This window comes from Streptomyces sp. NPDC088252, from assembly GCF_044740965.1.
Classification (GTDB): Bacteria; Actinomycetota; Actinomycetes; order Streptomycetales; family Streptomycetaceae; genus Streptomyces.
The window spans coordinates 329,213-352,535 of the sequence record NZ_JBIURS010000001.1 but is presented as its reverse complement, the minus strand read 5'-3'; the positions used below and the strand labels follow the sequence as shown (position 1 = coordinate 352,535).

General features: G+C 70.7%; 17 protein-coding genes. 7 read left to right on the top strand and 10 right to left on the bottom strand.

Annotation, left to right across the window (positions count from 1 at the left end; all coding sequences use genetic code 11):
- Positions 1 to 163: 163 nt before the first annotated feature.
- From ACIOHC_RS01570 to iolC, 8 genes are all read right to left on the bottom strand, one after another.
- Complete coding sequence (locus ACIOHC_RS01570) at positions 164 to 1,732, bottom strand: long-chain-fatty-acid--CoA ligase (RefSeq protein WP_401840910.1); 1,569 nt, start codon at positions 1,730 to 1,732, stop codon at positions 164 to 166.
- Between the two features lie 64 nt (positions 1,733 to 1,796).
- The gene (locus ACIOHC_RS01565) at positions 1,797 to 4,985 is read right to left on the bottom strand and encodes a type I polyketide synthase (protein ID WP_401840908.1); all 3,189 of its coding nucleotides are present in this window, start codon (positions 4,983 to 4,985) and stop codon (positions 1,797 to 1,799) included.
- Positions 4,986 to 4,990: 5 nt separating this feature from the next.
- A complete protein-coding gene (locus ACIOHC_RS01560; RefSeq protein WP_351080506.1) occupies positions 4,991 to 5,596 on the bottom strand; it encodes an acyl carrier protein in 606 nt (201 codons plus the stop codon).
- A gap of 102 nt (positions 5,597 to 5,698) precedes the next feature.
- A complete protein-coding gene (locus ACIOHC_RS01555) occupies positions 5,699 to 7,198 on the bottom strand; it encodes a CoA-acylating methylmalonate-semialdehyde dehydrogenase (RefSeq protein ID WP_351080508.1) in 1,500 nt (499 codons plus the stop codon).
- A 24-nt stretch (positions 7,199 to 7,222) separates the two neighbouring features.
- Positions 7,223 to 9,112, bottom strand: a complete 1,890-nt coding sequence (gene iolD, locus ACIOHC_RS01550) for a 3D-(3,5/4)-trihydroxycyclohexane-1,2-dione acylhydrolase (decyclizing) (protein ID WP_401840906.1) — start codon at positions 9,110 to 9,112, stop codon at positions 7,223 to 7,225.
- Positions 9,109 to 10,008 (bottom strand): 5-deoxy-glucuronate isomerase, encoded by a 900-nt coding sequence (gene iolB, locus ACIOHC_RS01545; RefSeq protein WP_351080512.1) that lies wholly within the window; start codon positions 10,006 to 10,008, stop codon positions 9,109 to 9,111. Before iolB ends, iolD begins: the two co-directional genes overlap by 4 nt.
- Before the next feature lie 9 nt (positions 10,009 to 10,017).
- A complete protein-coding gene (locus tag ACIOHC_RS01540) occupies positions 10,018 to 10,935 on the bottom strand; it encodes a deoxyribose-phosphate aldolase (protein WP_351080513.1) in 918 nt (305 codons plus the stop codon).
- Positions 10,932 to 11,930: a 5-dehydro-2-deoxygluconokinase gene (gene iolC, locus ACIOHC_RS01535; RefSeq protein ID WP_351080515.1), complete on the bottom strand. Its 999-nt coding sequence runs from the start codon at positions 11,928 to 11,930 to the stop codon at positions 10,932 to 10,934. Before iolC ends, ACIOHC_RS01540 begins: the two co-directional genes overlap by 4 nt.
- A 133-nt stretch (positions 11,931 to 12,063) precedes the next feature.
- Between iolC and ACIOHC_RS01530 the strand changes: the two genes are divergently transcribed.
- From ACIOHC_RS01530 to ACIOHC_RS01520, 3 genes are all read left to right on the top strand, one after another.
- Positions 12,064 to 13,029: a sugar phosphate isomerase/epimerase gene (locus tag ACIOHC_RS01530; RefSeq protein ID WP_351080517.1), complete on the top strand. Its 966-nt coding sequence runs from the start codon at positions 12,064 to 12,066 to the stop codon at positions 13,027 to 13,029.
- A gap of 102 nt (positions 13,030 to 13,131) precedes the next feature.
- Positions 13,132 to 13,545: a peptidoglycan-binding protein gene (locus ACIOHC_RS01525; protein WP_351080519.1), complete on the top strand. Its 414-nt coding sequence runs from the start codon at positions 13,132 to 13,134 to the stop codon at positions 13,543 to 13,545.
- 262 nt (positions 13,546 to 13,807) lie between these two features.
- Positions 13,808 to 14,005, top strand: coding sequence for a MerR family transcriptional regulator (locus ACIOHC_RS01520; protein ID WP_351080521.1), 198 nt, complete (start codon positions 13,808 to 13,810; stop codon positions 14,003 to 14,005).
- A gap of 144 nt (positions 14,006 to 14,149) precedes the next feature.
- Here the strand turns inward: ACIOHC_RS01520 and ACIOHC_RS01515 are convergent, their stop codons facing one another.
- Entirely contained in the window at positions 14,150 to 16,444 is a 2,295-nt protein-coding gene (locus ACIOHC_RS01515) for an MMPL family transporter (RefSeq protein ID WP_401840903.1), read from the bottom strand.
- 227 nt (positions 16,445 to 16,671) lie between these two features.
- Here ACIOHC_RS01515 and ACIOHC_RS01510 point away from each other — a divergent pair, with 227 nt between their 5' ends.
- The 4 genes from ACIOHC_RS01510 (at position 16,672) to ACIOHC_RS01495 (ending at position 21,507) form a co-directional block, all read left to right on the top strand.
- Positions 16,672 to 17,400 carry a TetR/AcrR family transcriptional regulator gene (locus tag ACIOHC_RS01510; RefSeq protein ID WP_351085357.1) on the top strand — a complete coding sequence of 243 codons (729 nt, stop codon included), beginning with the start codon at positions 16,672 to 16,674 and terminating at the stop codon, positions 17,398 to 17,400.
- Positions 17,401 to 17,453: 53 nt separating this feature from the next.
- Positions 17,454 to 18,467, top strand: a complete 1,014-nt coding sequence (locus ACIOHC_RS01505) for a PrsW family intramembrane metalloprotease (RefSeq protein ID WP_401840901.1) — start codon at positions 17,454 to 17,456, stop codon at positions 18,465 to 18,467.
- 85 nt (positions 18,468 to 18,552) lie between these two features.
- Positions 18,553 to 18,864: a heavy-metal-associated domain-containing protein gene (locus ACIOHC_RS01500; protein WP_351085361.1), complete on the top strand. Its 312-nt coding sequence runs from the start codon at positions 18,553 to 18,555 to the stop codon at positions 18,862 to 18,864.
- 129 nt (positions 18,865 to 18,993) lie between these two features.
- Positions 18,994 to 21,507, top strand: a complete 2,514-nt coding sequence (locus ACIOHC_RS01495) for a heavy metal translocating P-type ATPase (RefSeq protein WP_401840899.1) — start codon at positions 18,994 to 18,996, stop codon at positions 21,505 to 21,507.
- A 495-nt stretch (positions 21,508 to 22,002) separates the two neighbouring features.
- On the opposite strand, the gene ACIOHC_RS01490 is transcribed toward ACIOHC_RS01495, so the two are convergent.
- Positions 22,003 to 23,292 (bottom strand): citrate synthase, encoded by a 1,290-nt coding sequence (locus ACIOHC_RS01490; RefSeq protein WP_351085365.1) that lies wholly within the window; start codon positions 23,290 to 23,292, stop codon positions 22,003 to 22,005.
- Positions 23,293 to 23,323: the final 31 nt, after the last annotated feature.

Sequence of the window (23,323 nt, the reverse complement as noted above, 5' to 3'; positions counted from 1 at the left end):
GGGGCCGGATTCGGTGCCGGGGCCGGATTCGGTGCCGGGGCCGGATTCGGTGCCGGGGCCGGATTCGGTGCCGGGGCCGGATTCGGTGCCGGGGCCGGATTCGGTGCCGGGGCCGAGGCCGGTGCGGCAGCCGATCCGAGGTCACCCGACAGGCTCTCAGCCGTCAATGGATCTTGCTGGCCCGCCCCGTCCAGAACCGGTCCCGCAGTTCGCGGCGGAGCACCTTGCCGGTCGAGTTGCGGGGCAGGCCGTCCAGGAAGTCGTACCGGACGGGGATCTTGAAGTCGGCGATCCGCCCCTTCAGGGACAGCATCAGTTCCCTCGGGGTCGCCCGCATGCCCTCGTTCAGCACCACGCAGGCATGCACCGCCTCGCCCCAACGAGGGTGCGGAGCACCGATGACCGCCACCTCGGCCACCGCGGGGTGCTTGCCGAGTGCCTCCTCCACCTCGCCGGGGTAGACGTTCTCCCCGGCGACGATGATCGTGTCCTTGATCCGGTCGCAGAGATAGAGGTAGCCGTCCTCGTCGAGGTAGCCGGCGTCGCCCATCCGCAGCCATCCGTCCGTCAGGGTCCGCGCGGTGGCCTCCGGCAGGTTCCAGTAGCCCAGCATGACCGCGGCCGACCGCACCCACACCTCGCCGGTCTCCCCCGCCGCACAGGTCCGGCCGTCGGCGACGATCCGTATCTCCACCCCCGGGCACGCACGCCCGGCGGCACGCAGCCGGGGGCTTCCCGGTATGTGGTCGGGCATCGGCAGCAGGGCCACCGCGTTGCCCGTCTCGGTGGCGGCGTAGGCCTGCACCAGATCGGCCTCCAGCACGTCGAGGGAGCGGACCAGCAGCTCCTCCGCGATCGGCGATCCGCCGTAGACCGCCTTGCGCAGTGTCGCGAAGGTCTCCTTGGACGCGGCGGGCTCGGCCAGCATCATCTGGAGCATGGCCGGGGCGACGAACGTGGTGGTGACGCCCACGTCCCTGATCAGCGCGACCGCTTCCTGAGCGACGAACATCCGCATGATCACGTTCGTCACGCCGACGGTGAACCCCTGCATGGACCAGGAGAGCCCGGCGATGTGCAGTCCCGGCAGCCCGATCAGGCTCCTGTCGCCGGGTTTCCAGTCCACCCAGTCCAGGCCGTTGTCGTCCATGGCGCGGCCCAGCGCGAAGAAGCTCCGGTGGGGCAGGACCACGCCCTTCGGCAGTCCGGTGGTGCCGCTCGTGTACATCTGGGCGACGGGCTGGGCGGGATCGGGGCGATAGCCGGTGCCGGAGTCCGGGAAGGCGGACTTCCAGTCCGCGTAACCCGCGCCGCGCCGTCCCCGGACATCCATGCCGACGATCGTCTTCAGCTCCGGCAGTTCGGCCTCGACCTGCTCGGCGGTGGCGCGGTACTCCTCCTCCACGAACAGCAGCCGGGCGCAGGAGTCACGCAGCTGGTGCTCGACCTCGCTCTCGGTGAGCCGCCAGTTGACCGGTACCAGGACGGTGCCGCTCTTGGCGCAGGCGAAGGCGATCTCGTAGTAGTACTGCGACTCCATGCCGAGGAACGCGACCCGGTCGCCGGGAGCGAGCCCCGCGGCGAGCAGGGCGTGCGCGGCGCGGTTGCTCTCACGGTCGAGTTCGGCGTACGTCACCTCGGTGCCGAGGTGGATCATGGCGACATGATTGGGCCGGACGGCGGCGTGGTGTCCGGGGATGGCGGCGAGTGTCTCTGGCGTGGCCTCGTCCATGGTCTCTCCATCAACAGGTCCGGCTGATCGGAAGGTTGCTGCCCGGCCGGGTGCGGCGCGGGGTTCAGTCCGAGGTCAGCCGTTGCTCGGCGAACTCGGCCAGGGAGCGTGCGCTGGGGTGGTCCAGCACCTCGGACACCGTGGTCCTGCGGCCCAGGGCCGTGCCCAGCTGCCCGCTGAGCCGGGCGGCGGCCAGCGAGTCCAGACCGAGGTCGAGGAAGTGTGCGCCGGGCTCGATCTCCGCGGGGTCGTCGAACTGGAGCTCGGCGGCCATCAGCGCACGGATGTGTCCGGTGAGGGCGGCGAGCCGTTCGTCCTGGCCCATGGAGAGCAGCCGTCCGGTGTCCAGCTCCGCCGGGGCGGTGGCGACGGGCACGGTCGCCGGGGCGTCCGGTGCGGTGCTCGGCCGGGCACCCGCTCCGGCCCCGGGCGAGAAGCGGCGCGGGTTCGCCGACCGGAGCCAGTACTCCTGGCGGTCGAAGGCGTAGCCCGGCAGCACCACCCGCCGCATCCGCCGCTCCGAGTGGAAGCCGGTCCAGGACACCGGGTATCCGGCGGCGTACAGCTTGGCGACCGACGAAAGCAGCGCCAGGTCGTCCTGCTGGGCCGGGCGCAGGCTGGGCAGCCAGGTGTCGCCCGGGGCGTCGAGGTTCTCCCGGGCCAGCGAGGACAGCGTGGCGGACGGCCCGATCTCGATGTACGCGTGCCTGCCGCGCCGGGCCACGGTGCGCATCCCGGCCGCGAAGTCCACCGGTTCGGCGATGTGCCGGACCCAGTAGTCGGGCTTGGAGATGTCCCGCCACCGGGCAACCTGGCCCGTGAGGTTGGAGATCAGGGTGAACTCGGGCTCGTGGAAGACGATGTCGGCGAAGGCCGCCCGGAACTCCTCGGTGACCGCGCTCATCAGCGGCGAGTGGAAGGCGTGCGAGACGGGCAGCCGCTTGACCCGCACGCCCTCGACGGTCAGCGCGGTGGTTGCCGCGTCGAGCGAGGCGGCGCCTCCCGAGATGACGCACTGCGTGGGTGCGTTGTACGCGGCGACGGCGAGGTCCTCGTACGGCTCCACCAAGGCGTTCACCGTCTCGACGGGAGCCCCGACGGCCGCCATGCCGCCGGGAGCGGTGACCGAGTCCATCAGCCGGGCCCGCACCGCCACCAGCCGCACCGCGTCGGCCACGGTGAAGAGTCCGGCGACGGTCGCGGCGACCACCTCGCCGATGCTGTGTCCGATGACGGCGGAGGGCCGCACCCCCCAGGAGAGCCACAGCCGCGCCAGCGCGTACTCCAGGACGAACAGGGCGGGCTGGGTGTACCGGGTGCGATGCAGTTCCTCGGCGTCCTCGGTACGGCCGAACATCAACTCCCTGATGGAGCGGCCCAGATGCGGGGCGAACAGCTCGTCCAGCTCGTCGACGGTCCGGCGGAACAGCGGGTGGCGGCCGTACAGGGCGAGGCCCATGCCCGGGTGCTGCGCACCCTGTCCGGTGAACAGGAAGACCGCTTTGCGTACGGCCTCCGGCCTGTCGGCCGTGGGCCTGGCGGCCCGGTCGGCGAGCAGTGCGCGCAGACCGGCGTGATCGCGGACGACTCCGGCGATCCGGTGGTCGAAGTGGGCGCGACCGGTGTTGCCGGTGTGGCAGATGGCGTCGACGGGCAGGTCGGGCCGGTCGGCCAGCAGCCGCTGGTAGCGCTCGATCTGCAGGGCGAGGGAGCGGGCCGACTTCGCGGACAGCGTGAAGACATGACCGCTCTCCCGGCCGGCGCCGACGGGCCGGCCGTCCGTCTCACGGTTCGCGTCCCCGGACCGCCCGTCCGTCTCACGGTTCGCGTCCCCGGCCGGGTCCGTCTGCTCGCGGGCGGGGCCGTCCGCGTCGGCGGGCGCCTCTTCGAGAACTGCGGACGCCAGAGTTCCGGCGAAGCCGAAGGAGTTGACCATCGCGCGCCGGGTGCCGGACGTCCAGGGGCGGGTCCGCGTGGGGATCTCGACCGGGGAGACCTCCCAGGGAATACGTGAGGACGGCTTCTCGAAGTTGAGGTGCGGGAAGATCTCGCCGCTGCGGAGCTGGGCGACGGCCTTGATGACTCCGCCGATCCCCGCGGCCGGCTCCATGTGTCCGAGGTTGGTCTTGGACGAGCCGACGATCACCGGATCGTTCCTGCTGTGCGAGTCCGCGAAGACCTCGCTGATCGCACCGATCTCGATCGGGTCCCCGAGAGGGGTTCCGGTGCCGTGCGCCTCCACGTACTGGATGTCGCCGGGCTCCAGCCGGGCGCTGCTGAGCGCCCGCCGCAACAGGGTCTCCTGCGCCGCGCCGTTGGGCACGGTGAGCCCGGCGCTCTCCCCGTCCTGCCCGACGGCGCTGCCACGGACGAGCGCCAGGACGGTGTCGCCGTCGCGCCTGGCGTCCGAGAGCCGCTTCAGCACGATCATGCCGCAGCCCTCGGCCCGGCCGTAGCCGTCGGCCGCGTCGTCGAAGGTCTTGCAGAGGCCGTCGGGCGAGAGCGCGGTCAGATCGGAGAAGAGCGCGGTGCTCCGGGGGTGGTGGATGGCGTTGACCCCGCCGGCCAGGGCGATGTCGCACTCGCGGCGGCGCAGCCCCTGGACGGCGAGGTGGAGTGCCACGAGGGAGGCCGAGCAGGCGGTGTCCACGGTGATGGAGGGCCCGCGCCAGCCGAGGAAGTACGAGAGTCTGCCGCAGATGCCCGAGTGCGAGACCCCGGCCGCGATCCGCCCGTCCAGTTCGTCGTCGGGAAGCTCGTCCATCTCCATCACGTAGTCGAGGGAGCTGGCGCCCACGTAGATGCCGCCGTTGCCGTGCCGCAGTGCGGTCGGATCGATCCCCGCGTGTTCGAGGGACTCCCACGCCGTCTCCAGCACGAGCCGCTGTTGCGGGTCCAGACAGTGCGCCTCGGCCGGGGCCGTCCTGAAGAACTTGGGGTCGAACCGTTCGAGGCCGTCGAGGAAGCCGCCGCCCGTGGTCCGGATGACGCCGCGGCCCTCACCGGACGCGTATGCCTCGACGTCCCAGCGGTCCTTCGGGAGCGGGCCGATGGCGCTGCGTCCCTCGCGCAGGAACTCGGTGAATTCCTCCAGGGAGTTGTTCCCGCCGGGAAAGCGCAGGCCGACGCCCACGATCGCGATCGGTTCGTACTTCTCGCGCAGCAGCTCCTTCAGGAGCTCACGCTGCCTGCGCAGATCCTCCCTGGCCTGCTCCAGGGCATCGGCGGTGGTCGCGTCGTCCAGGTCTGCCATGTCTGCTACCCCTGTCCCTGGTAGAGGTTCTTGAGGGCTTCGTCGACCAGATCGTCCGCCGAGGGGTCGGCGGGGGCGGCGGCGCGGGGGCCGGGGGCGGCGGCGGACGTGGTTCCGTCGCCGGGCGCGGACGCGCGCGCGGGGCGGAACAGGCCGGGGAGCAGCTCGTCGCAGATGTGATCCATCAGCTGGCCCACGGTGGGGCTGTTGAACAGCAGGTTCGCGCTGAGTTCGTGCCCGATCATCGACTCCAGGCCCTGCTTCAGATCGGTGATCGTCAGCGAGGTGAGCCCCAGGTCGAAGTAGCTCTCGTCCATGGGGAGTTCGTCATCGTCCTCCATGAGGAGAGCGATCTTGAACTCGGCGACGACGAGGTCCTCCAAGGCCTGCCGCCGCTCGGACCGGGCGAGATCGAGCAGGTCCTCCACGACCGTGGTGGCGCCCACCGTCTCGGGCCCCGAAGGGCGTTCGTCCACCGCACTCACTGCCATCGCCTCCACCACGTCGAGCCTCCGCAAGAGCCCCCGGTACCGCGCTTCGTGGGTGCCGGTTCCATTCCAGTCGACGAGCACGAGGGCAGTCCAGCGCCGTCGGACCGGCGGTACGGCCATGTGCCCGCGCCGTCAGCGACACGTCAGCGCGGGGGTGCGGCGGACATGACGACGGCCCGTACGGACACAGCGTCCGTACGGGCCGTCGGGTGGGGCTACGGGTCAGTGGTTGCGGGGGAAGCCCAGGTCCACGCCCGCCGGGGCGTCGGCCGGGTCCGGCCAGCGGGTGGTGACGACCTTGCCGCGGGTGTAGAAGTGCACGCCGTCGTTGCCGTAGATGTGGTGGTCGCCGAAGAGGGAGTCCTTCCAGCCACCGAAGGAGTGGTAGCCGACCGGCACCGGGATCGGCACGTTGACGCCGACCATGCCGGCCTCGATCTCCAGCTGGAAGCGGCGGGCGGCGCCGCCGTCGCGGGTGAAGATCGCGGTGCCGTTGCCGAACGGCGAGGCGTTCATGAGGGCGACGCCCTCCTCGTAGGTCTCGGTGCGCAGGACGCACAGGACCGGGCCGAAGATCTCGTCCTTGTACGCGTCCGAGTCGGTGGAGACGTTGTCGAGGAGGGAGAGGCCGATCCAGTGGCCGTCCTCGAAGCCCTCGACCGTGAAGCCCGTGCCGTCGAGGACGACATCGGCGCCCTGGGCGGCCGCGCCCGTGACGTAGGAGGCGACCTTGTCGCGGTGGGCGGCGGTGATCAGCGGGCCCATCTCGGACGTCGGGTCGTTGCCGGGACCGATCTTGATCTTTTCGGCGCGCTCCTTGATCTTGGCGACGAGCTCGTCGGCGATGGAGCCGACCGCGACGACCGCGGAGATCGCCATGCAGCGCTCACCGGCGGAGCCGTACGCGGCGGAGACGGCGGCGTCGGCCGCTGCGTCGAGGTCCGCGTCCGGCAGCACCAGCATGTGGTTCTTCGCGCCGCCGAGCGCCTGGACACGCTTGCCGTTGGCGGAGGCGGTGGCGTGGATGTAGCGGGCGATCGGGGTGGAGCCCACGAAGGAGACCGCGGCGACGTCCGGGTGGTTCAGCAGCCCGTCGACGGCGACCTTGTCACCGTGCAGGACGTTCAGCACACCGTCCGGCAGACCCGCCTCGGAGGCCAGCTCGGCCAGCAGGTTGGCGGCCGAGGGGTCCTTCTCGCTGGGCTTGAGCACAAAGGTGTTTCCGCAGGCGACGGCGAGCGGGAACATCCACATCGGCACCATGGCCGGGAAGTTGAACGGGGTGATGCCGGCGACGACACCGAGCGACTGGCGGATCGCGGAGACGTCGACCCGGCTGGAGACCTGGGTGGACAGCTCGCCCTTGAGCTGGGTGGTGATGCCGCAGGCCAGCTCGACGATCTCCAGACCGCGGGCGACCTCGCCCAGCGCGTCCGAGTGCACCTTGCCGTGCTCGGCGGTGATCAGCGCGGCGATCTCGTCGCGGTGGGCGTCCAGCAGCGCGCGGTAGCGGAAGAGGATCGCGGTGCGAGTGGCCAGCGAGGACGTGCCCCAGGTGGCGTAGGCGTCCTTGGCGGCGGCGACCGCCGCGTCGACCTCTTCGAGGGAGGCGAGCGCCACCTGCGTGGTGACGGCGCCGGTGGCCGGGTCGGTGACCGGGCCGTAGTTGCCGGACGCGCCCTCGACGGTCTTGCCACCGATCCAGTGGTTGACGGTCTTCATGACAGAACTCCTTCAGTGGCGTCTTCAGAGGTGGCGGCGTCGGTCGGCGACGTGTCGGTCGTACTCTTCGCGGGCTTTCACGGCCGACGGCCGGGTGGCCGTTTCGGCTACGGGAACATCCCACCACGCCTGCGCCGGAGGGGGGCCCGACACTGTGTCTGCCGTTTCGGTCTCGACGTAGACACAAGTGGGACGGTCCGCCGCGCGCGCCTCGGCAAGGGCTTCGCGCAGGTCACGCACGGTCTTGGCACGGAGCACCCGCATCCCCAGCGAGCCCGCGTTGGCCGCGAGGTCGACGGGGAGCGGGGGGCCGGTGAAGGTGCCGTCCGCGGCCCGGTGGCGGTAGGCCGTGCCGAAGCGCTCGCCGCCGACCGCCTCGGAGAGGGAGCCGATGGACGCGTAGCCGTGGTTCTGGAGGACGACCAGCTTCACCGGGAGCTCCTGCTGCACCGCGGTGACGATCTCGGTGGGATTCATCAGGTACGTGCCGTCGCCGACGAGGGCCCAGACGGGGCGGCCGGGGGCGGCCAGCTGGACCCCGATCGCGGCCGGGATCTCGTAGCCCATGCAGGAGTAGCCGTACTCGACGTGGTACTGGTGCGGGGAGCGGGCCCGCCAGAGCTTGTGCAGATCGCCGGGGAGCGAACCGGCCGCGTTGATCAGGATGTCTTCCTCGGTGACCAGGGTGTCGAGGAGGCCCAGGACCTGGGTCTGGGTGGGGCGGGCGTCCGGGACGTCGGCGGTGAACGCGGCGGTGACGCGCCGCTCCCATTCCTCCTTGGCCCCGGTGTACTCGGTCTCGTAGGACGGGTCGACGCGATGGTTGCGTGCGGCGAGCGCGGCGGTGAGGGCTTCGAGGGCGGTGCGGGCGTCGGCGACGAGCGGCAGCGCGCCGAGTTTGTGGGCGTCGAAGCCGGTGATGTTGAGGTTGACGAAGCGGACCGCCGGGTTCGAGAAGAGCGTGGCGGAGGCCGTGGTGAAGTCGGAGTAGCGGGTGCCGATACCGATGACCAGGTCGGCGTTGCGGGCCAGCTCGTCGGCGGTCGCGGTGCCGGTGTGGCCGATGCCTCCGACGTCCGCGGGGTGGTCGTGGCGCAGGGACCCCTTGCCGGCCTGGGTCGAGGCGACGGGGATACGGGTGGCGGCGGCGAACGCGGCCAGGGTCTCCTCCGCCGCGCTGTGATGGATGCCGCCACCCGCCACGATCAGTGGCCGACGGGCGCCGCGCACGGCCCGTACCGCCCGGTCGAGCTCGTACGGATCGGGGGCGGGGCGGCGCACGTACCAGACGCGCTCGACGAAGAACTCCTCCGGCCAGTCGTACGCCTCGGCCTGCACGTCCTGCGGCAGCGCGAGGGTGACCGCGCCGGTCTCCGCCGGGTCGCTCAGGGTTCGCATGGCCTGGAGGGCCGCCGGGATCAGGGCCTCGGGGCGGGTGATCCGGTCGAAGTAGCGGGAGACGGGGCGCAGGCAGTCGTTGACCGAGAGGTCGCCGGCGGACGGGACTTCGAGCTGCTGGAGCACGGGGTCGGCGGGCCGGGTCGCGAAGGTGTCCCCGGGCAGCAGGAGGACGGGGAGGTGGTTGATGGTGGCGAGGGCGGCGCCGGTGACCAGATTGGTGGCGCCGGGGCCGATGGAGGTGGTGACGGCGTGCGCGGAGAGCCTGCCGCACTGCCGGGCGTAGCCGACGGCGGCGTGCACCATGGCCTGCTCGTTGCGGCCCTGGAGATAGGGCATCGCGCGGCCCGACTCGGTGAGGGCCTGACCGATCCCGGCGACGTTGCCATGGCCGAAGATGCCCCAGGTGGCGCCGATCAGGCGCTGTCGTCGGCCGTCGCGCTCGGTGTACTGGCGGGAGAGGAAGGACACCAGGGCCTGGGCGGTGGTCAGCCTGCGGGTGCGTGGTGCGCTCATGAGCTCGCCTCCGAACCGTACGGCGGGACCGTCCCGTACAGCGGCAGTCTGGGGTCCACCGGCTGCGAGGGCCAGGTGTCACGGATCCAGCCGTGGTCGGGGTGGTCGCTGATCAGCCACTCCCGCTGCTCGCCCGGACCGGCCATCACATTGAGGTAGTACAGCGTGCGGCCGGGGGCCGCGATGGACGGGCCGTGCCAGCCGTCGGGGATGAGCACCGTGTCACCGCTGCGGACCTCGGCGAGGACGTCCGTACCCCCGTCCCTCGACGGCGACACCCGGTGGTAGCCGAGCCCGTCGTCCGCCACCTCGAAGTAGTAGATCTCCTCCAGCACGGACTCGGCTCCGGGGCGGTCCTCGTCGTGCTTGTGCGGCGGGTAGGACGACCAGTTGCCACCCGGGGTGAGGACCTCGACGGCGATCAGCCGGTCGCACTCGAAGGTGTCGGCCGCGGCGAAGTTGTTGACCTGACGGGAGCAGTTCCCGGCGCCGCGCAGCTCCACGGGTACCTCCGGCGCGGGGCCGTAGCGAGCGGGGAGTCGTCGCTCGCACTTCGCTCCTGCCAGGGCGAAGCGGCCTCCAGCGCCGGAGGCGATCTGTGCATGGGCGTCACGCGGGACGTACGCGAAGTCGGATACCCCGCTGAACACGCTTTCCCGGCCCAGCAGTTCAAAGATCTCACCTGAGGTGTGCACCGTACAGCCACCGGTCAACGGCAGAACGATCCACTCGCTCTCCCCGGTGACAAGCGTGTGAATTCCGCCCGGCCCCAGCTCCAGCACACGCAGGCTCGACCGGTCCCAGCCGGCCCGCTCCGGATCGATGTCGAGGGCATAGGGCCCGCTCGCCGTGCTTCCGGCGCGGAGGTGGTACCGCGGTTCGTCGTCCGTCGTCATACCTACTCCCTACCCCGGGCTCCCGCCCGTTCCTCCCGGCTCCAGCAGCGATACCGCCGTGTCGACGGCTTCCGCCACCTTTCCGTCGGCCGGGTAGAGCAGCGAACGCCCCACCACCAGGCCCTGGACGGTCGGCAGTCGCAGCGCCGTGCGCCACTTCTCGAACGCGCCGTCCAGGTCGTCGCGCACCTCGCCGCCCAGCAGCACGGCGGGCAGCGTGGAGGCCTCCATCACCCGGGCCATGTCGTCGGGGTTCTCGGTTACGGGAACCTTGAGCCAGGTGTACGCGGACGTCCCGGCGAGCCCCGAGGCGATGGCGATCGAGGTGGTGACCGCCTCCGCACCGAGGTCGTTGCGGACATGGCCGTCCGCGCGGCGGCAGAGGAACGGCTCGACGAAGACCGGCAGCCGGTGCGCGGCCATGGCGTCGATGGCACGCGCGGTGGCGTGCATGGTGTCGAGCGAGCCGGGGTCGTCGTAGTCGATACGGAGCAGCAGCTTGCCCGCGTCGAAGCGCAGCCGGGCGAGGTCCTCGGGGCGGTGGCCGGTGAAACGGTCGTCGAGCTCGAAGGCCGCGCCCGCGAGCCCGCCGCGGTTCATCGAGCCGATGACGACCTTGTCCTCCAGCGCGCCGAGGAGCAGCAGGTCGTCGAGGATGTCGGCGGTGGCCAGGACTCCGTCCACACCGGGACGGGAGAGGGCGAGGCGGAGCCGTTCCAGGAGTTCGAAGCGGTTGGCCATGGCCAGTCCGCGGTCGCCGACGGCCAGGGAGCCACGGGCCGGATGGTCCGCCGCGATGATCATCAGGCGTCCGCCGCTGCCGACGAGGGGGCGTCGGCGGCGCCGCGCCGCGGCCTCCGCGACGGCCTCGGGGTGGCGCACGCGCAGGTGGACGAGTTCGGAGACCGAGGAGGCCGCGGGCGTCATGGAGTGGCTCCGGTGGGGCGGGAGGTGACGGCGCCTTCGGCCAGCGCCGTTTCGACTTCGTGCGGGAACGGCATCGCGGAGGAGCAGGCGAGCCGGGAGGCGACGATCGCGCCGGCCGCGTTGGCGTACCGCATGATGCGCTCCGTCTCCCAGCCGGCGAGCAGTCCGTGGCAGAGCGCCCCGCCGAAGGCGTCACCGGCGCCCAGGCCGTTGACGACCTCGACGGGCAGCGGCGGCACATCGGCCACCGTGCCGTCGCGATGGACGGCGAGGACGCCCTTGGGGCCCCGCTTGACGACGGCCAGTTCGATGCCCGCGGAGATCAGGGCGCGGGCGGCCGCGCAGGGTTCACGCTCGCCCGTCGCGATCTCGCACTCGTCGAGGTTGCCGACGGCGACGGTGGCATGGGCGAGGGCCTCCCGGTAGCGGGCGGCCGGGGCGGGGCGGGACGCGGGATCCTCGGTGGTGTCCCAGAACATCGGGCGCCAGTCGAGGTCGAAGACGGTGATGCCGGACCGGTCGCGGGCGCGGAGTGCGGCGAGGGTCGCGGTACGGCTCGGCTCGGCGCACAGACCGGTGCCCGTCATCCAGAAGACCCGGGCGGACCGCACCGCGTCGAGGTCCAGCTCGGACGCGTGGATCTCCAGGTCGGGTGCCTTGGGCTGCCGGTAGAAGTAGAGCGGGAAGTCGTCGGGCGGGAAGAGTTCGCAGAAGGTGAGGGGTGTCGGCCAGGCGTCGACGGGCGTCACCCACCGGTCGTCGACCCCGAACTCCCGCAACTGGCGGTGCAGATACTCCCCGAAGGCGTCCCGGCCGGTGCGCGTCACCACCGCCGTCCGTCGCCCGAGCCGGGCCGCCGCGACGGCGACATTGGTGGGTGAACCACCGAGGAACTTCCCGAAGGTGTCGACCCCGGCCAGCGGCAGACCGGTCTGCAGGGGGTAGAGGTCCACGCCGATCCGGCCCATGGTGATCACGTCGTACTGCTCAGGCATACGCATCCCTTCGACCGGCGACCGGGGCGGCTGTTCCCAGGTCTAGCCCTCGCCCGGAACCCTGTCAATGTTTTGTCCGGACATAAGGACGAATGATTGACACTCGCCCCCCGGGGCCGGGAGGCTGGACGGCATGACCTCCTCCGCATTGGCTCCGGCCCGTATCCGTATCGGTTCGGCACCCGACTCGTGGGGGGTGTGGTTCCCCGACGATCCCCGGCAAGTGCCCTGGCAGCGCTTCCTCGACGAGGTCTCCGCGGCGGGTTACGAGTGGATCGAGCTCGGCCCGTACGGCTATCTCCCGACCGACCCGGCCCGCCTCGCCGACGAGACCGGCCGCCGCGGACTCACGGTCTCGGCCGGGACCGTTTTCACCGGATTGCACCATGGACCGGACGTCTGGGACCGGACCTGGGCGCATGTCGCCGACATCGCGGCACTCACCCGGGCGATGGGTGCCGGGCATCTGGTGGTCATCCCGTCGTTCTGGCGCGACGACCGGACGGGCGAGGTGCTGGAGGACCGCGTTCTCACGGCCGAGCAGTGGCGCCACCTCACCACCCAGACCGAGCGGCTGGGCCGCGAGGTACGGGACCGCTTCGGGCTGCGCATCGTCGTCCATCCGCATGCCGACACGCACATCGACAGCGAGGAGAACGTCAGCCGCTTCCTGGACGCCACCGATCCCGACCTGGTCTCGCTCTGCCTCGACACCGGCCACTACGCCTACTGCGGCGGTGACAGCGTCAAGCTGATCGAGACCTACGGCGAACGGATCGGCTACCTGCACCTCAAGCAGGTCGACCCGGAGATCCTGGCCGAAGTCGTCGCGCACGAGGTGCCGTTCGGGCCGGCCGTGGCGCGCGGTGTGATGTGCGAACCGCCGGGCGGGGTACCCGCGCTGGAACCCGTGCTCGCCGCCGCCCGCGAACTGGACGTGGACCTCTTCGCCATCGTCGAGCAGGACATGTATCCGTGCCCGCCCGACAAACCCCTCCCCATTGCCCGCCGCACCCGGGACTTCCTCCGCTCCTGCGGTGCCCCGCGCACCGACGGCCGCCGCCGGACCCCGGACACGCCGAACGCTCCCGGGAAGTGACGAAGTGACGGTGCGCGGTGTTGTGCTCGACGAGGCGCCGGTACGCGGTCCCGGCCGCGCCCGCCGCCGAACACCCCGCCACCGCACGAGGAGCAACTCGCCATGATCCGAAAGATGCTGTCGTTCCGCAGGACGGCCGGGGCCCCGGCCCTGGCCGCGGTCGCCCTGGCCGCCGCCCTCGCCACGGCCCCGGGAGCCTCCGCCGACGCGCACAACCCGCCGCCACCGCCCGGCTCCAGCCCGGTCTGCGTCTTCTACGACGGCGACGGGCCGACCTTCTTCGGGGAGCGGGGCGAGCGCGTCTCCCAGGTGCAGTGCATGCTGGCCAACCGCCACTATCTGCCGTGGTCCGCGCTCGACGGAACTTTCGGACCGCAGACCCTCCTCGCCGTGCAGCGCTTCCAGGCGGACCACCCGCCGCTCGCACCGAACGGCCTGGTCACCCCGGCCACCTGGTCGGTGCTCCGGCACGCGGGGCCGAGTCGCACATCCCCTCTCCCCTATCCGCCGGCGTGACTCCGATCGCCGGACTCCTCTCTCGCCAGGGACTGTCCCGCAATCCCTCGAACACCATGTGCTGCTTCTGTCACAGAGATCCATCTCTCGTCACAGGTGTCTTCAGTACGCGGGTCTTTCGTCACAGGCGCTCGACAGCCCCTCCCCGGAACTCACTCCGTTTCGTTGCACCGGGCACTGACTGAGTGATCGTCAGCGTCGATACCGCGGCTCCCCCGGCGGCCTCCCCCGGCTGCCGCCGCAGTGCAGAGAGGTGTCACTTATGACGGACAGAAGACTCTGGTCCTACAAGGACATTGCCGCGCACATCCGGGTGCAGCCGGACACCGTCCGCTCCTACCGCAAACACGGTCACCTCCCGCCGCCCGACCATGTGGAGGGCGGCAAGCCCTACTGGTACGCGGACACCATCCGTGCCTGGGTCGCCTCAAGACCCGGCAACCGAGGGCGCGGTCACTGACCACCTCCGGCCCCGTGCGGCGGCGAGCGGTCCCCCACCCGCCGCCGCACGGGGCCCCACTCCTTCGCCGGGGCGTGCCGCCCCGCCCTTCGACGGTTCGACGACGATCACTTGCGCCACGGACAGCCGGGCGACCGGGCGGATCTACGCTCCGCTGGTGACCCTCTCCCGCTCCGGGGCGTCCTTCGACATCTCCTCGGCCGGAACCGGCACGGACTCCCCCTCGCTCAGGCCGAACCTTTGCTGAAAGGCCCGCAACGGGGCGGGCGCCCACCAGGTGACCCTTCCCATCAGCTTCATCACGGAAGGAACCAGCAGGCTGCGCACCACCATGGCGTCCATCAGCACGGCCAGCGCGATACCGAGGCCCAGCATCTTGGTGCTGGTCACCCGTGATGTGCCGATGGCGACCATCACCACCGCCAGGATCACGGCTGCCGCGGTGATCAGCCCACCGGTGTGCCGCAGCCCGAAGGTCACCGACCGCTCGTGGTCCCCGGTGCGGTCGTACTCCTCCTTGATCCGGGAGAGCAGGAAGACCCCGTAGTCCATGGAGAGTCCGAAGGCGACGCAGAACATGAGCACCGGCAGTGTCGTCTCGATGTCCCCCGTGCTGGTGAAGGAGAGCGGCCCGGACAGATGCCCGTCCTGGAAGACCCAGACGACCGCCCCGAACATCGCCGTGAGACTCAGCGCGTTGAGCACGACCGCCTGAAGGGGGATCAGCACACTTCCGGTGAGCAGGAAGACCAGGAACAGCGTCACCACGACGATGATGCCCACCGCCCAGGGCAGCCGGTCGGCGATGGCGTGCTTGGAGTCGACCAGGACGGCCGCCGTGCCCGTCACCGAGGTGTCGAAGGGGGCGGGCTCGGCCCGGAGGTCCTGGACGAGCCGCTGGGTCCCCTCCCCCACGGACTCGCCGTCGGGCAGCACACTGAAGTAGGCGAACCGCCCCGCCGTGACCGGTCCGTCGACCCGCAGCACACCGGGAAGCCCGGCGATCCTGTCGCGGTATTCGGCGTACTGGGCCGGCGTCGCCGCACCCTCCGCGAGCACTTCGAGGCCGCCGCCCGGACTGCCTGGGAAGCCGTCCCGGATGTGCTGCTGCACGACATGCGATTCGGCGGACGCGGGCAGCTGACGATCGTCCGCCGTACCGAACTTCACCCCGAGGAACGGCAGCCCGAGCAGAACGAGCCCCACGGCGGTGGCGGCGGCGAAGACCGGCGCCCGACGCATCACCAGGGCCGCGAACCGCCCCCACCCGCGGCCGGACCCGGCCTCGGCGGGCGCGGCGGATTCGGACGGCTCGTCATGTCCGCCCGGACGTCCTCGCACGGCTCCGCCGGAGCGCTCGGCCGAGCGCCCGTCACCGCGCCGCAGCAGCCGGCGCAGATCGAGGGAGTTCACCCGTGGTCCGAGCAGCACCAGAGCGGCCGGAAGCAGCACGAGCGCGGCGGCGGCCGCCAGCAGCACCACGGCGATCCCCGCGTAGGCGAACGAGCGCAGGAAGTACTGCGGGAAGACCAGCATCGCCGCGAGCGAAACCGCGACGGTCAGCGCGGAGAACAGCACCGTGCGGCCCGCGGTGCGCAGCGTCGCCCCGACGGCCTCCCGGGTGTCCGCCCCGGCCGAGAGCTCCTCCCTGAACCGGCGCACGATGAACAGCGCGTAGTCGATGGCCAGTCCGAGGCCGAGGGCGGTGGTGAGGTTCTGGGCGAAGACCGAGACATCGGTGAATTCGGTGATGCCGCGCAGCACGGCATTGGTCCCCAGGATCGCGACGATGCCCACACCGAGCGGCAGCAGGGCGGCGATCGCGCTGCCGAAGACCATGACCAGCAGCACGAGTGTCACCGGCAGGGCGATCATCTCGGCCCGCAGCAGGTCTTCCTGGATGATCGTCTGCATCTCGTGCCGAACGGCTACCGGGCCGCCGACCGAAACCTCCACCGGCCCGTGCACACCCCGGTAGGCGGGAGCCATCCGGTCCAGGACCTCGCCCATCTCCTTGTCGTCACCCTCGATCCGGGCGGCGATCAGCGCCTCCCGCCCGTCCTCGGCACGCAGTGCGGGTGACTTGCTCTGCCAGTACGAGCCGACACCGGTGATGCCCTTCTCACCGGCCAGCCGCTCGGTCAGCCGGGCCGCCTCGGCGGCCACCGCGGGATCGTCGACCGATGCGCCGCCACTGTCCACGAGCAGCAGCAGATTCGGCTGGGACGCGGGGAACTCGCGCTCCAGCGCCTTGGTCGTATAGGTCGATTCGGCGTCCGGCGCCTCCCAGCCCCCACTGCCCATCCGGTCGGCCACCCCGCTGCCGGCGAACACGGCGAGCATTGTGATCACCAGGGCCGCGAGCAGCGCGAGCCGTGGTCGCGCGGTGACGAGTCGCGTCCAGCCCCCCAGACGCTGCGGACCGTTCACTTCAGGCATGACGCGGTGTCCCCTTCCCCCCGGATCCGACGGCGTGCGACGGCCCCATGGGGTGGCGGCGCAGGGCAGCATGGATCAGTCGTTGCCGATTAGACTGGCAAACACGAGTCATCGCTCGCGTTTCATCAAGAATGCGAGCGACAACTCGCGTTTGTCAACCGCGCCATGAAAGCTGGGGATTGACCGTGTCGGAGGCCAGAGCGAGGCACACCGGAGACACGACGGGCATGGGAGGCGCGAGAGACGCCAGAAACACACGGGACGCCAGAGGCGCAAGAGACACCAAGGGCACAGGAGACGGCGCCGACGGGACAGGCGGCACCCCTCGCCCCCGCCGCCGCCAGGCCCGAGGCGAAGCCCGCATCGCCCAGCTCCTCAAAGCGGCGGCCAGCGTCTTCTGCACCACCGGCTACACCGCCGCGAGCACCAACGCCATCGCTCGCGAAGCCGGTGTCTCACCGGGCACGCTCTACCAGTTCTTCCCCAACAAGGAGGCCATCGCCGTCGAGCTCGGCGACCAACTCCTCAACCGCTGGCGGGAGACGTACGGCGCTGCGTTCCTTCCCGACCACTTGACGCTCCCGCTGGACCGGATGCTGGACGCCGTCCTCGACCCACTGATCACCTTCAACTGCGAGAACCCGGCGTTCACCGTCCTGATGCACGGTCCGGAGATCCCCGGAATGATCACCCAGGGACACGACGCACTCCACATGACCATGCTCAACCGCGTCGAAACCATCCTCGGCGGCTACCTGCCGGACACTCCGCCCGCCCGGATCGCCCGCATCGCCAACATGATCTTCATCCTCTTCAAGGGCGGGCTCGACCTGATCATGGCCCACGAGGGCGAGGAGCGGGACGCGTACACCAGGGAGCTGAAGACCGCACTGCTCCGCTACCTGGAGCCGCTGGTGTGCGACGCCCCGCCCCCGACTCCCCCGAATGCCGCATAGCTCCACACCTCATAGGATTCGGGCAATTAAGGAGATATGCATAGGGAGTACGCATGAACTGGTACACCGATCCCGGCAATCCGCCGCCCGCCACCCCTTCCGGACGGCGGCCAGGACCCGCTCCGCCGCACCCCCAGGCCCCACCGGAGCCACCACAGCCGCGCCCAGGACTCTGGAAACGGTGCCTGTGGGGTGGCGCAGCCCTCTGGTTCCTGACCGCGGTCGTCACGTACGCCACCCAGAACACCACCCTGCTGCCGACCCTCATCCTGCTCGGCAGCTTCCTGGTCCCGGCCGCCTTCGTCCTGTGGGCGCACGAACGACACGGCCGCGACCTCGGGGTGAACCTCATCCTCGGCTGCTTCCTGACGGGCGGAATCCTGGGCGTGCTGGGCGCCTCCGTCATGGAGTACTACCTGCTGAATCCGTCGCTCTGGATGTTTCTGGGTGTCGGGCTGATCGAGGAAGCCGTGAAGCTCGCGGCGCTGATGTTCGTACTCCGCCGCCACACCCACATCCACGGCATGCGAGCCGGACTGGTGCTCGGCGCGGCGGTCGGATTCGGGTTCGCCGCCCTTGAGAGCGCGGGCTACGCCTTCAACGCCGCCGTCACCATGAAGGGCATCGATCTGCGCGCTCTGCTGGAGACCGAGGTGCTGCGCGGGGTACTCGCGCCGTTCGGGCACGGCCTCTGGACGGCGATCGCCGGTGGCGTCCTGCTCTCCTTCCGCAGGCCGAACGGGCGTTTTCGCTTCGCCGCACCCGTGATCGCCACCTACCTCGGCGTCGCCGTGCTGCACTCGCTCTGGGACTCGATGCACGGCATCGCGATCTGGCTGGTCGCCCGGGTCACCGACACCGGCCTGAGCCGCGCGCTCTTCGCGCAGGGGTACATCCCGGCCCCCTCCGAGGAGCAGCAGCATCTGTTCACGCTGTTCTCGGTGGGCGGCCTCATCGTGATCACGTTCGTCGCACTGGCCTGGCTGCGCTCACTGGCGCGGAGCGCGCGCAGCAGACAAGGAGGCGCTCACGGCGAGGGGCGGGGCGCTCGCATTGATACCCCCTAGGGGTATAGTGTGATGAGTGTCGGGGCGCCAGTCCTCCCGGCCCCTGACACCACACCCTTTTGTGCTCGTCGAAGAGGAGAACACCATGACCGCCGAGACCCAGCTCCCCCAGGCCACCGGCTCCTGCTGCTCGCCCAGTGGCTCCTGCCACGACGGCGCGGGCACCGGCGACCGGGCGGCGGACGGCGTGACCACCGTGTACCAGGTGTCCGGCATGACCTGCGGGCACTGCGAAGGCGCGGTCTCCGAGGAGATCTCCGGCATCGAGGGAGTCACCTCGGTGAAGGCCGTCGCCTCCACCGGCCAGGTGACCGTGACCTCCCGGACCCCGCTGGCCGAGGACGCCGTGCGCGCCGCGGTCGACGAGGCCGGCTACGAGCTCGTCGGCCAGGCCTGAACGCCGCCGGTACACACCCGATACACCGGATACCCGAAATCACCCGGATCACCCCCCTTTGCCGCCGGGCCGGACCCACCAGCAGATACTGGTGGGGTACGGCCCGGTCGGCGTTACAGGAGTTCGGACATGCACAGCGCCACAGAGGCCGAGACCCCGGCAGCGGGAGGTTCTCGGGCCGAACTCGCGATCGGCGGGATGACCTGTGCCTCCTGCGCGGCCCGCGTCGAGAAGAAGCTCAATCGGATGGACGGCGTCACCGCCACCGTCAACTACGCGACCGAGAAGGCCCGCGTCCTTCTCGGTCCCGGTATCGGCCTCGCGGATCTGATCGCCACGGTCGAGAAGACCGGATACACGGCGCGGCCCGTACGCCGCCCCGAACCGGCACCTCCCGCCCCGCCGCGGGCCACGCCCGCGTCACCCGCCATGCCGGTGTCGCCCCTTTCGGGCGGCGCGCCGGTCACACGCGCGGGCGCCGCCACGGACCTTCCCGAGGACGGCAGCCCGCGCAGCGCCAACGCCCGAGCCGCCGAGAACTCGACCGCCACCGGCAGCGACGTCCGTACCGACGCCGAGGCGGACACCGGGGGCGGAGCCGGAGCGGAGGCCGCCGCCGCAGTCGCCGATCTCTCCGAGCCGAGCACCGACCCCGCCGAACGGAGCGCGACCCTCGCCCTCGCCGCACTGCGACGACGTCTGCTCGTCTCGGCCGTCCTCGCCGCCCCCGTCGTCGTACTCGCGATGGTCCCGGCCCTCCAGTTCGACAACTGGCAGTGGCTCTCCCTCACCCTCGCCGCCCCCGTGGTCGTCTGGGGCGGGCTGCCCTTCCACCGCGCCACCTGGACCAACCTCCGGCACGGCGCGGCCACCATGGACACCCTGGTCTCGGTCGGCACCCTCGCCGCCTTCGGCTGGTCCCTGTGGGCGCTGTTCTTCGGTGAAGCGGGCATGACCGGGATGCGGCACGGCTTCGACTTCACCGTCTCGCGCGACGGAGCCTCCTCCACCATCTACCTGGAGGTCGCCGCCGGCGTCGTGACCTTCATCCTGCTGGGCCGCTATCTGGAGGCGAAGTCGAAGCGGAAGGCCGGCTCCGCGCTGCGCGCGCTGATGCACCTGGGCGCGAAGGACGTCACCGTCCTGCGGGGCGGTACGGAGGTACGCATCCCCGTCGCCCGGCTCGTCGTGGGCGACCGTTTCGTCGTCCGTCCCGGCGAGAAGATCGCCACCGACGGGACCGTCGTCGGGGGCGTCTCCGCCGTGGACGCCTCCATGCTCACCGGCGAGTCCGTTCCGGTCGACGTGGGCGTGGGCGACCCCGTCACCGGGGCCACCGTGAACACCTCGGGCCGGCTCGTCGTGGAGGCGACCCGGGTCGGTGCCGACACCCAGCTGGCCCGGATGGCGAAGCTCGTCGAGGACGCCCAGAACGGCAAGGCCGAGGTGCAGCGCCTCGCCGACCGGATCTCCGCGGTCTTCGTCCCCGTGGTGCTGGTGCTCGCCGTGGCCACGCTGATCGCATGGCTGCTCGTCACGGACGACCTGACCGCCGCGTTCACCGCCGCCGTCGCCGTACTGATCATCGCCTGCCCCTGCGCCCTCGGCCTCGCCACTCCCACCGCCCTCATGGTCGGCACCGGCCGTGGCGCCCAGCTCGGCATCCTGATCAAGGGGCCCGAGGTCCTGGAGGCCACGCATCGCATCGACACGATCGTCCTCGACAAGACCGGCACCGTCACCACCGGCCGGATGACCCTGCAGGACGTCCGCCCCGCGCCCGGCACCGACGAGAGCCGGCTGCTGCGGCTGGCCGGGGCGCTGGAGCACTCCTCCGAGCACCCCATCGCCCAGGCCGTCGCCGCCGGAGCCACGGAACGCATCGGCGGCCCCCTCCCCACCCCCGTGGACTTCGCCAACGTCGCGGGGCTCGGCGTACGCGGCACGGTCGACGGGCACCGGGTACTGGTCGGCCGCCCGCAGCTGCTCGCCGACGCGGACATCGACGTCCCCGACAGCCTGTCCGGCGCCGTGGCCGACGCGGCGGCCCGCGGCCGAACCGCGATCGCGGTCGCCTGGGACGGACAGGCACGCGGCGTCCTCGCCGTCGCCGACGCGGTCAAGGAGTCGAGCGCGGCGGCCGTCGCCGAGCTGCGCCGGCTCGGCCTCCGTCCCGTTCTGCTGACCGGCGACAACCGGGCCGTGGCGGACGCCGTGGCCCACGCCGTCGGGATCGACGAGGTCCACGCCGAGGTCCTGCCCGAGGAGAAGGTCCACGTCATCGAGCAGCTCCGGGCCCGGGGGCGCTCCGTCGCCATGGTCGGTGACGGGGTCAACGACGCGGCCGCCCTCGCCACCGCCGACCTCGGCCTGGCGATGGGGACGGGTACGGACGCCGCGATCGAGGCGAGCGATCTCACCCTCGTTCGTGGAGATCTCAAGGTGGCGGCAGACGCGATCCGGCTCTCCCGCCGCACCCTGGCCACCATCAGGGGCAACCTGTTCTGGGCATTCGGTTATAACGTTGCTGCCCTACCCCTTGCGGCATTTGGCCTGCTCAACCCTATGATTGCGGGAGCGGCGATGGCGTTCTCATCGGTCTTCGTCGTGACGAACAGCCTGCGGTTGCGTGCCTTCACGTAACTTCCACAAAGAGATTTAGATCACACCGGTTTCAGGGTAACCATCTGGTGGGTTCGCGAGTCTTAGAGTGCGATGCCAAGGATGTCTTGGGGGATGTCCGTCGAAGTGTCTTGGGGGATGCTTCGGGCAAGCGTTGGCCGGGGCACGTGCACCGGGGAGCTTTGAGCGGCCCTCCCGTGCGTACGTACCCCGGCGGACCGCACTGGAAGTACAAGTGAAGAGCACAGTTCGCAGTGGGTGAGGAACGCCCTGGAGCTTCGGCTCCCACAGACGCCCGGCCGGATCCCGTGGGGGGAATCCGCTCGGGGATATGGGAAGCGCCTCGCTGTCGGCCCGTGGGGGGATCGATGGCGGGGCGCTTCTCGCTGTCGACCCGGCGGCCGCACGGGGCCGGGCATGCAAATCGCCCCGGTCACCGCGCTCTGTGCGAAAGCGCGGTACACGGGGCGAAGACAACCGGCCTCGATGGCCGGGGCGGTGCGGGGTGGTACGAGGTCAGCGACCCTCGACCGGGACGAAGTCGCGCAGGACCTCTCCGGTGTAGATCTGACGCGGGCGGCCGATGCGGGAACCCGGCTCCTTGATCATCTCGTGCCACTGGGCGATCCAGCCGGGAAGCCGGCCGAGCGCGAAGAGCACGGTGAACATCTCGGTCGGGAAGCCCATGGCCCGGTAGATCAGACCCGTGTAGAAGTCCACGTTGGGGTAGAGGTTGCGCGAGACGAAGTACTCGTCGGAGAGCGCGTGCTCCTCCAGCTTCAGCGCGATGTCGAGCAGCTCGTCGGACTTGCCGAGCGCGGACAGCACGTCGTGGGCGGCGGCCTTGATGATCTTGGCGCGCGGGTCGAAGGACTTGTAGACGCGGTGTCCGAAGCCCATCAGCCGGACGCCGTCCTCCTTGTTCTTCACCTTGCGGATGAAGGAGTCGACGTCGCCGCCGTTGGCCTGGATGCCTTCGAGCATCTCCAGCACCGACTGGTTGGCGCCACCGTGCAGCGGACCCCACAGCGCCGAGATGCCGGCGGAGATCGAGGCGAACATGTTCGCCTGCGAGGAGCCGACCAGACGCACGGTGGAGGTCGAACAGTTCTGCTCGTGGTCCGCGTGCAGGATGAGCAGCTTGTCGAGCGCCGAGACGACGACCGGGTCCAACTCGTACTCCTGGGCGGGGACCGAGAAGGTCATGCGCAGGAAGTTCTCGACGTACCCGAGGTCGTTGCGCGGGTAGACGAAGGGGTGGCCGATCGACTTCTTGTACGCGTACGCGGCGATCGTCGGCAGCTTGGCCAGCAGCCGGATCGTCGAGAGGTGGCGCTGCTCCTCGTCGAACGGGTTGTGGCTGTCCTGGTAGAACGTGGACAGCGCGCTGACGACCGAGGACAGCATGGCCATCGGGTGGGCGTCGCGCGGGAAGCCGTCGAAGAACCGCTTGACGTCCTCGTGCAGCAGCGTGTGCTGGGTGATCTCGTTCTTGAAGGTCGACAGCTCGTCGACCTTGGGAAGCTCACCGTTGATGAGCGTGTACGCGACCTCAAGGAACGTCGAGCGCTCGGCGAGCTGCTCGATGGGGTAGCCGCGGTAGCGCAGGATGCCCTGCTCTCCGTCGAGGTAGGTGATGGCGGATTTATAGGCTGCGGTGTTGCCATATCCGCTGTCCAGCGTCACCAGACCGGTATTGGCCCGGAGCTTCCCGATGTCGAAGCCCTTGTCGCCGACGGTGCTGTCGATCACCGGGTAGGTGTACTCGCCGTCGCCGTACCGCAGTACTACAGAGTTGTCGCTCACGTCATCCCTCACCGACGTAGTGCCTCTTCTT

Bases quoted from the DNA above. Each gene is read 5' to 3' on its own strand.
- ACIOHC_RS01520 (WP_351080521.1), top strand. From the start codon at position 13,808: ATGACGGACAGAAGACTCTGGTCCTACAAGGACATTGCCGCGCACATC.
- ACIOHC_RS01570 (WP_401840910.1), bottom strand. From the start codon at position 1,732: ATGGACGAGGCCACGCCAGAGACACTCGCCGCCATCCCCGGACACCAC.
- ACIOHC_RS01495 (WP_401840899.1), top strand. From the start codon at position 18,994: ATGCACAGCGCCACAGAGGCCGAGACCCCGGCAGCGGGAGGTTCTCGG.
- iolD (WP_401840906.1), bottom strand. From the start codon at position 9,112: ATGAGCGCACCACGCACCCGCAGGCTGACCACCGCCCAGGCCCTGGTG.
- ACIOHC_RS01540 (WP_351080513.1), bottom strand. From the start codon at position 10,935: ATGACGCCCGCGGCCTCCTCGGTCTCCGAACTCGTCCACCTGCGCGTG.
- ACIOHC_RS01530 (WP_351080517.1), top strand. From the start codon at position 12,064: ATGACCTCCTCCGCATTGGCTCCGGCCCGTATCCGTATCGGTTCGGCA.
- ACIOHC_RS01565 (WP_401840908.1), bottom strand. From the start codon at position 4,985: ATGGCAGACCTGGACGACGCGACCACCGCCGATGCCCTGGAGCAGGCC.
- ACIOHC_RS01560 (WP_351080506.1), bottom strand. From the start codon at position 5,596: ATGGCCGTACCGCCGGTCCGACGGCGCTGGACTGCCCTCGTGCTCGTC.
- ACIOHC_RS01510 (WP_351085357.1), top strand. From the start codon at position 16,672: ATGGGAGGCGCGAGAGACGCCAGAAACACACGGGACGCCAGAGGCGCA.
- iolB (WP_351080512.1), bottom strand. From the start codon at position 10,008: ATGACGACGGACGACGAACCGCGGTACCACCTCCGCGCCGGAAGCACG.
- ACIOHC_RS01505 (WP_401840901.1), top strand. From the start codon at position 17,454: ATGAACTGGTACACCGATCCCGGCAATCCGCCGCCCGCCACCCCTTCC.
- iolC (WP_351080515.1), bottom strand. From the start codon at position 11,930: ATGCCTGAGCAGTACGACGTGATCACCATGGGCCGGATCGGCGTGGAC.
- ACIOHC_RS01500 (WP_351085361.1), top strand. From the start codon at position 18,553: ATGACCGCCGAGACCCAGCTCCCCCAGGCCACCGGCTCCTGCTGCTCG.
- ACIOHC_RS01525 (WP_351080519.1), top strand. From the start codon at position 13,132: ATGATCCGAAAGATGCTGTCGTTCCGCAGGACGGCCGGGGCCCCGGCC.
- ACIOHC_RS01555 (WP_351080508.1), bottom strand. From the start codon at position 7,198: ATGAAGACCGTCAACCACTGGATCGGTGGCAAGACCGTCGAGGGCGCG.
- ACIOHC_RS01515 (WP_401840903.1), bottom strand. From the start codon at position 16,444: ATGCCTGAAGTGAACGGTCCGCAGCGTCTGGGGGGCTGGACGCGACTC.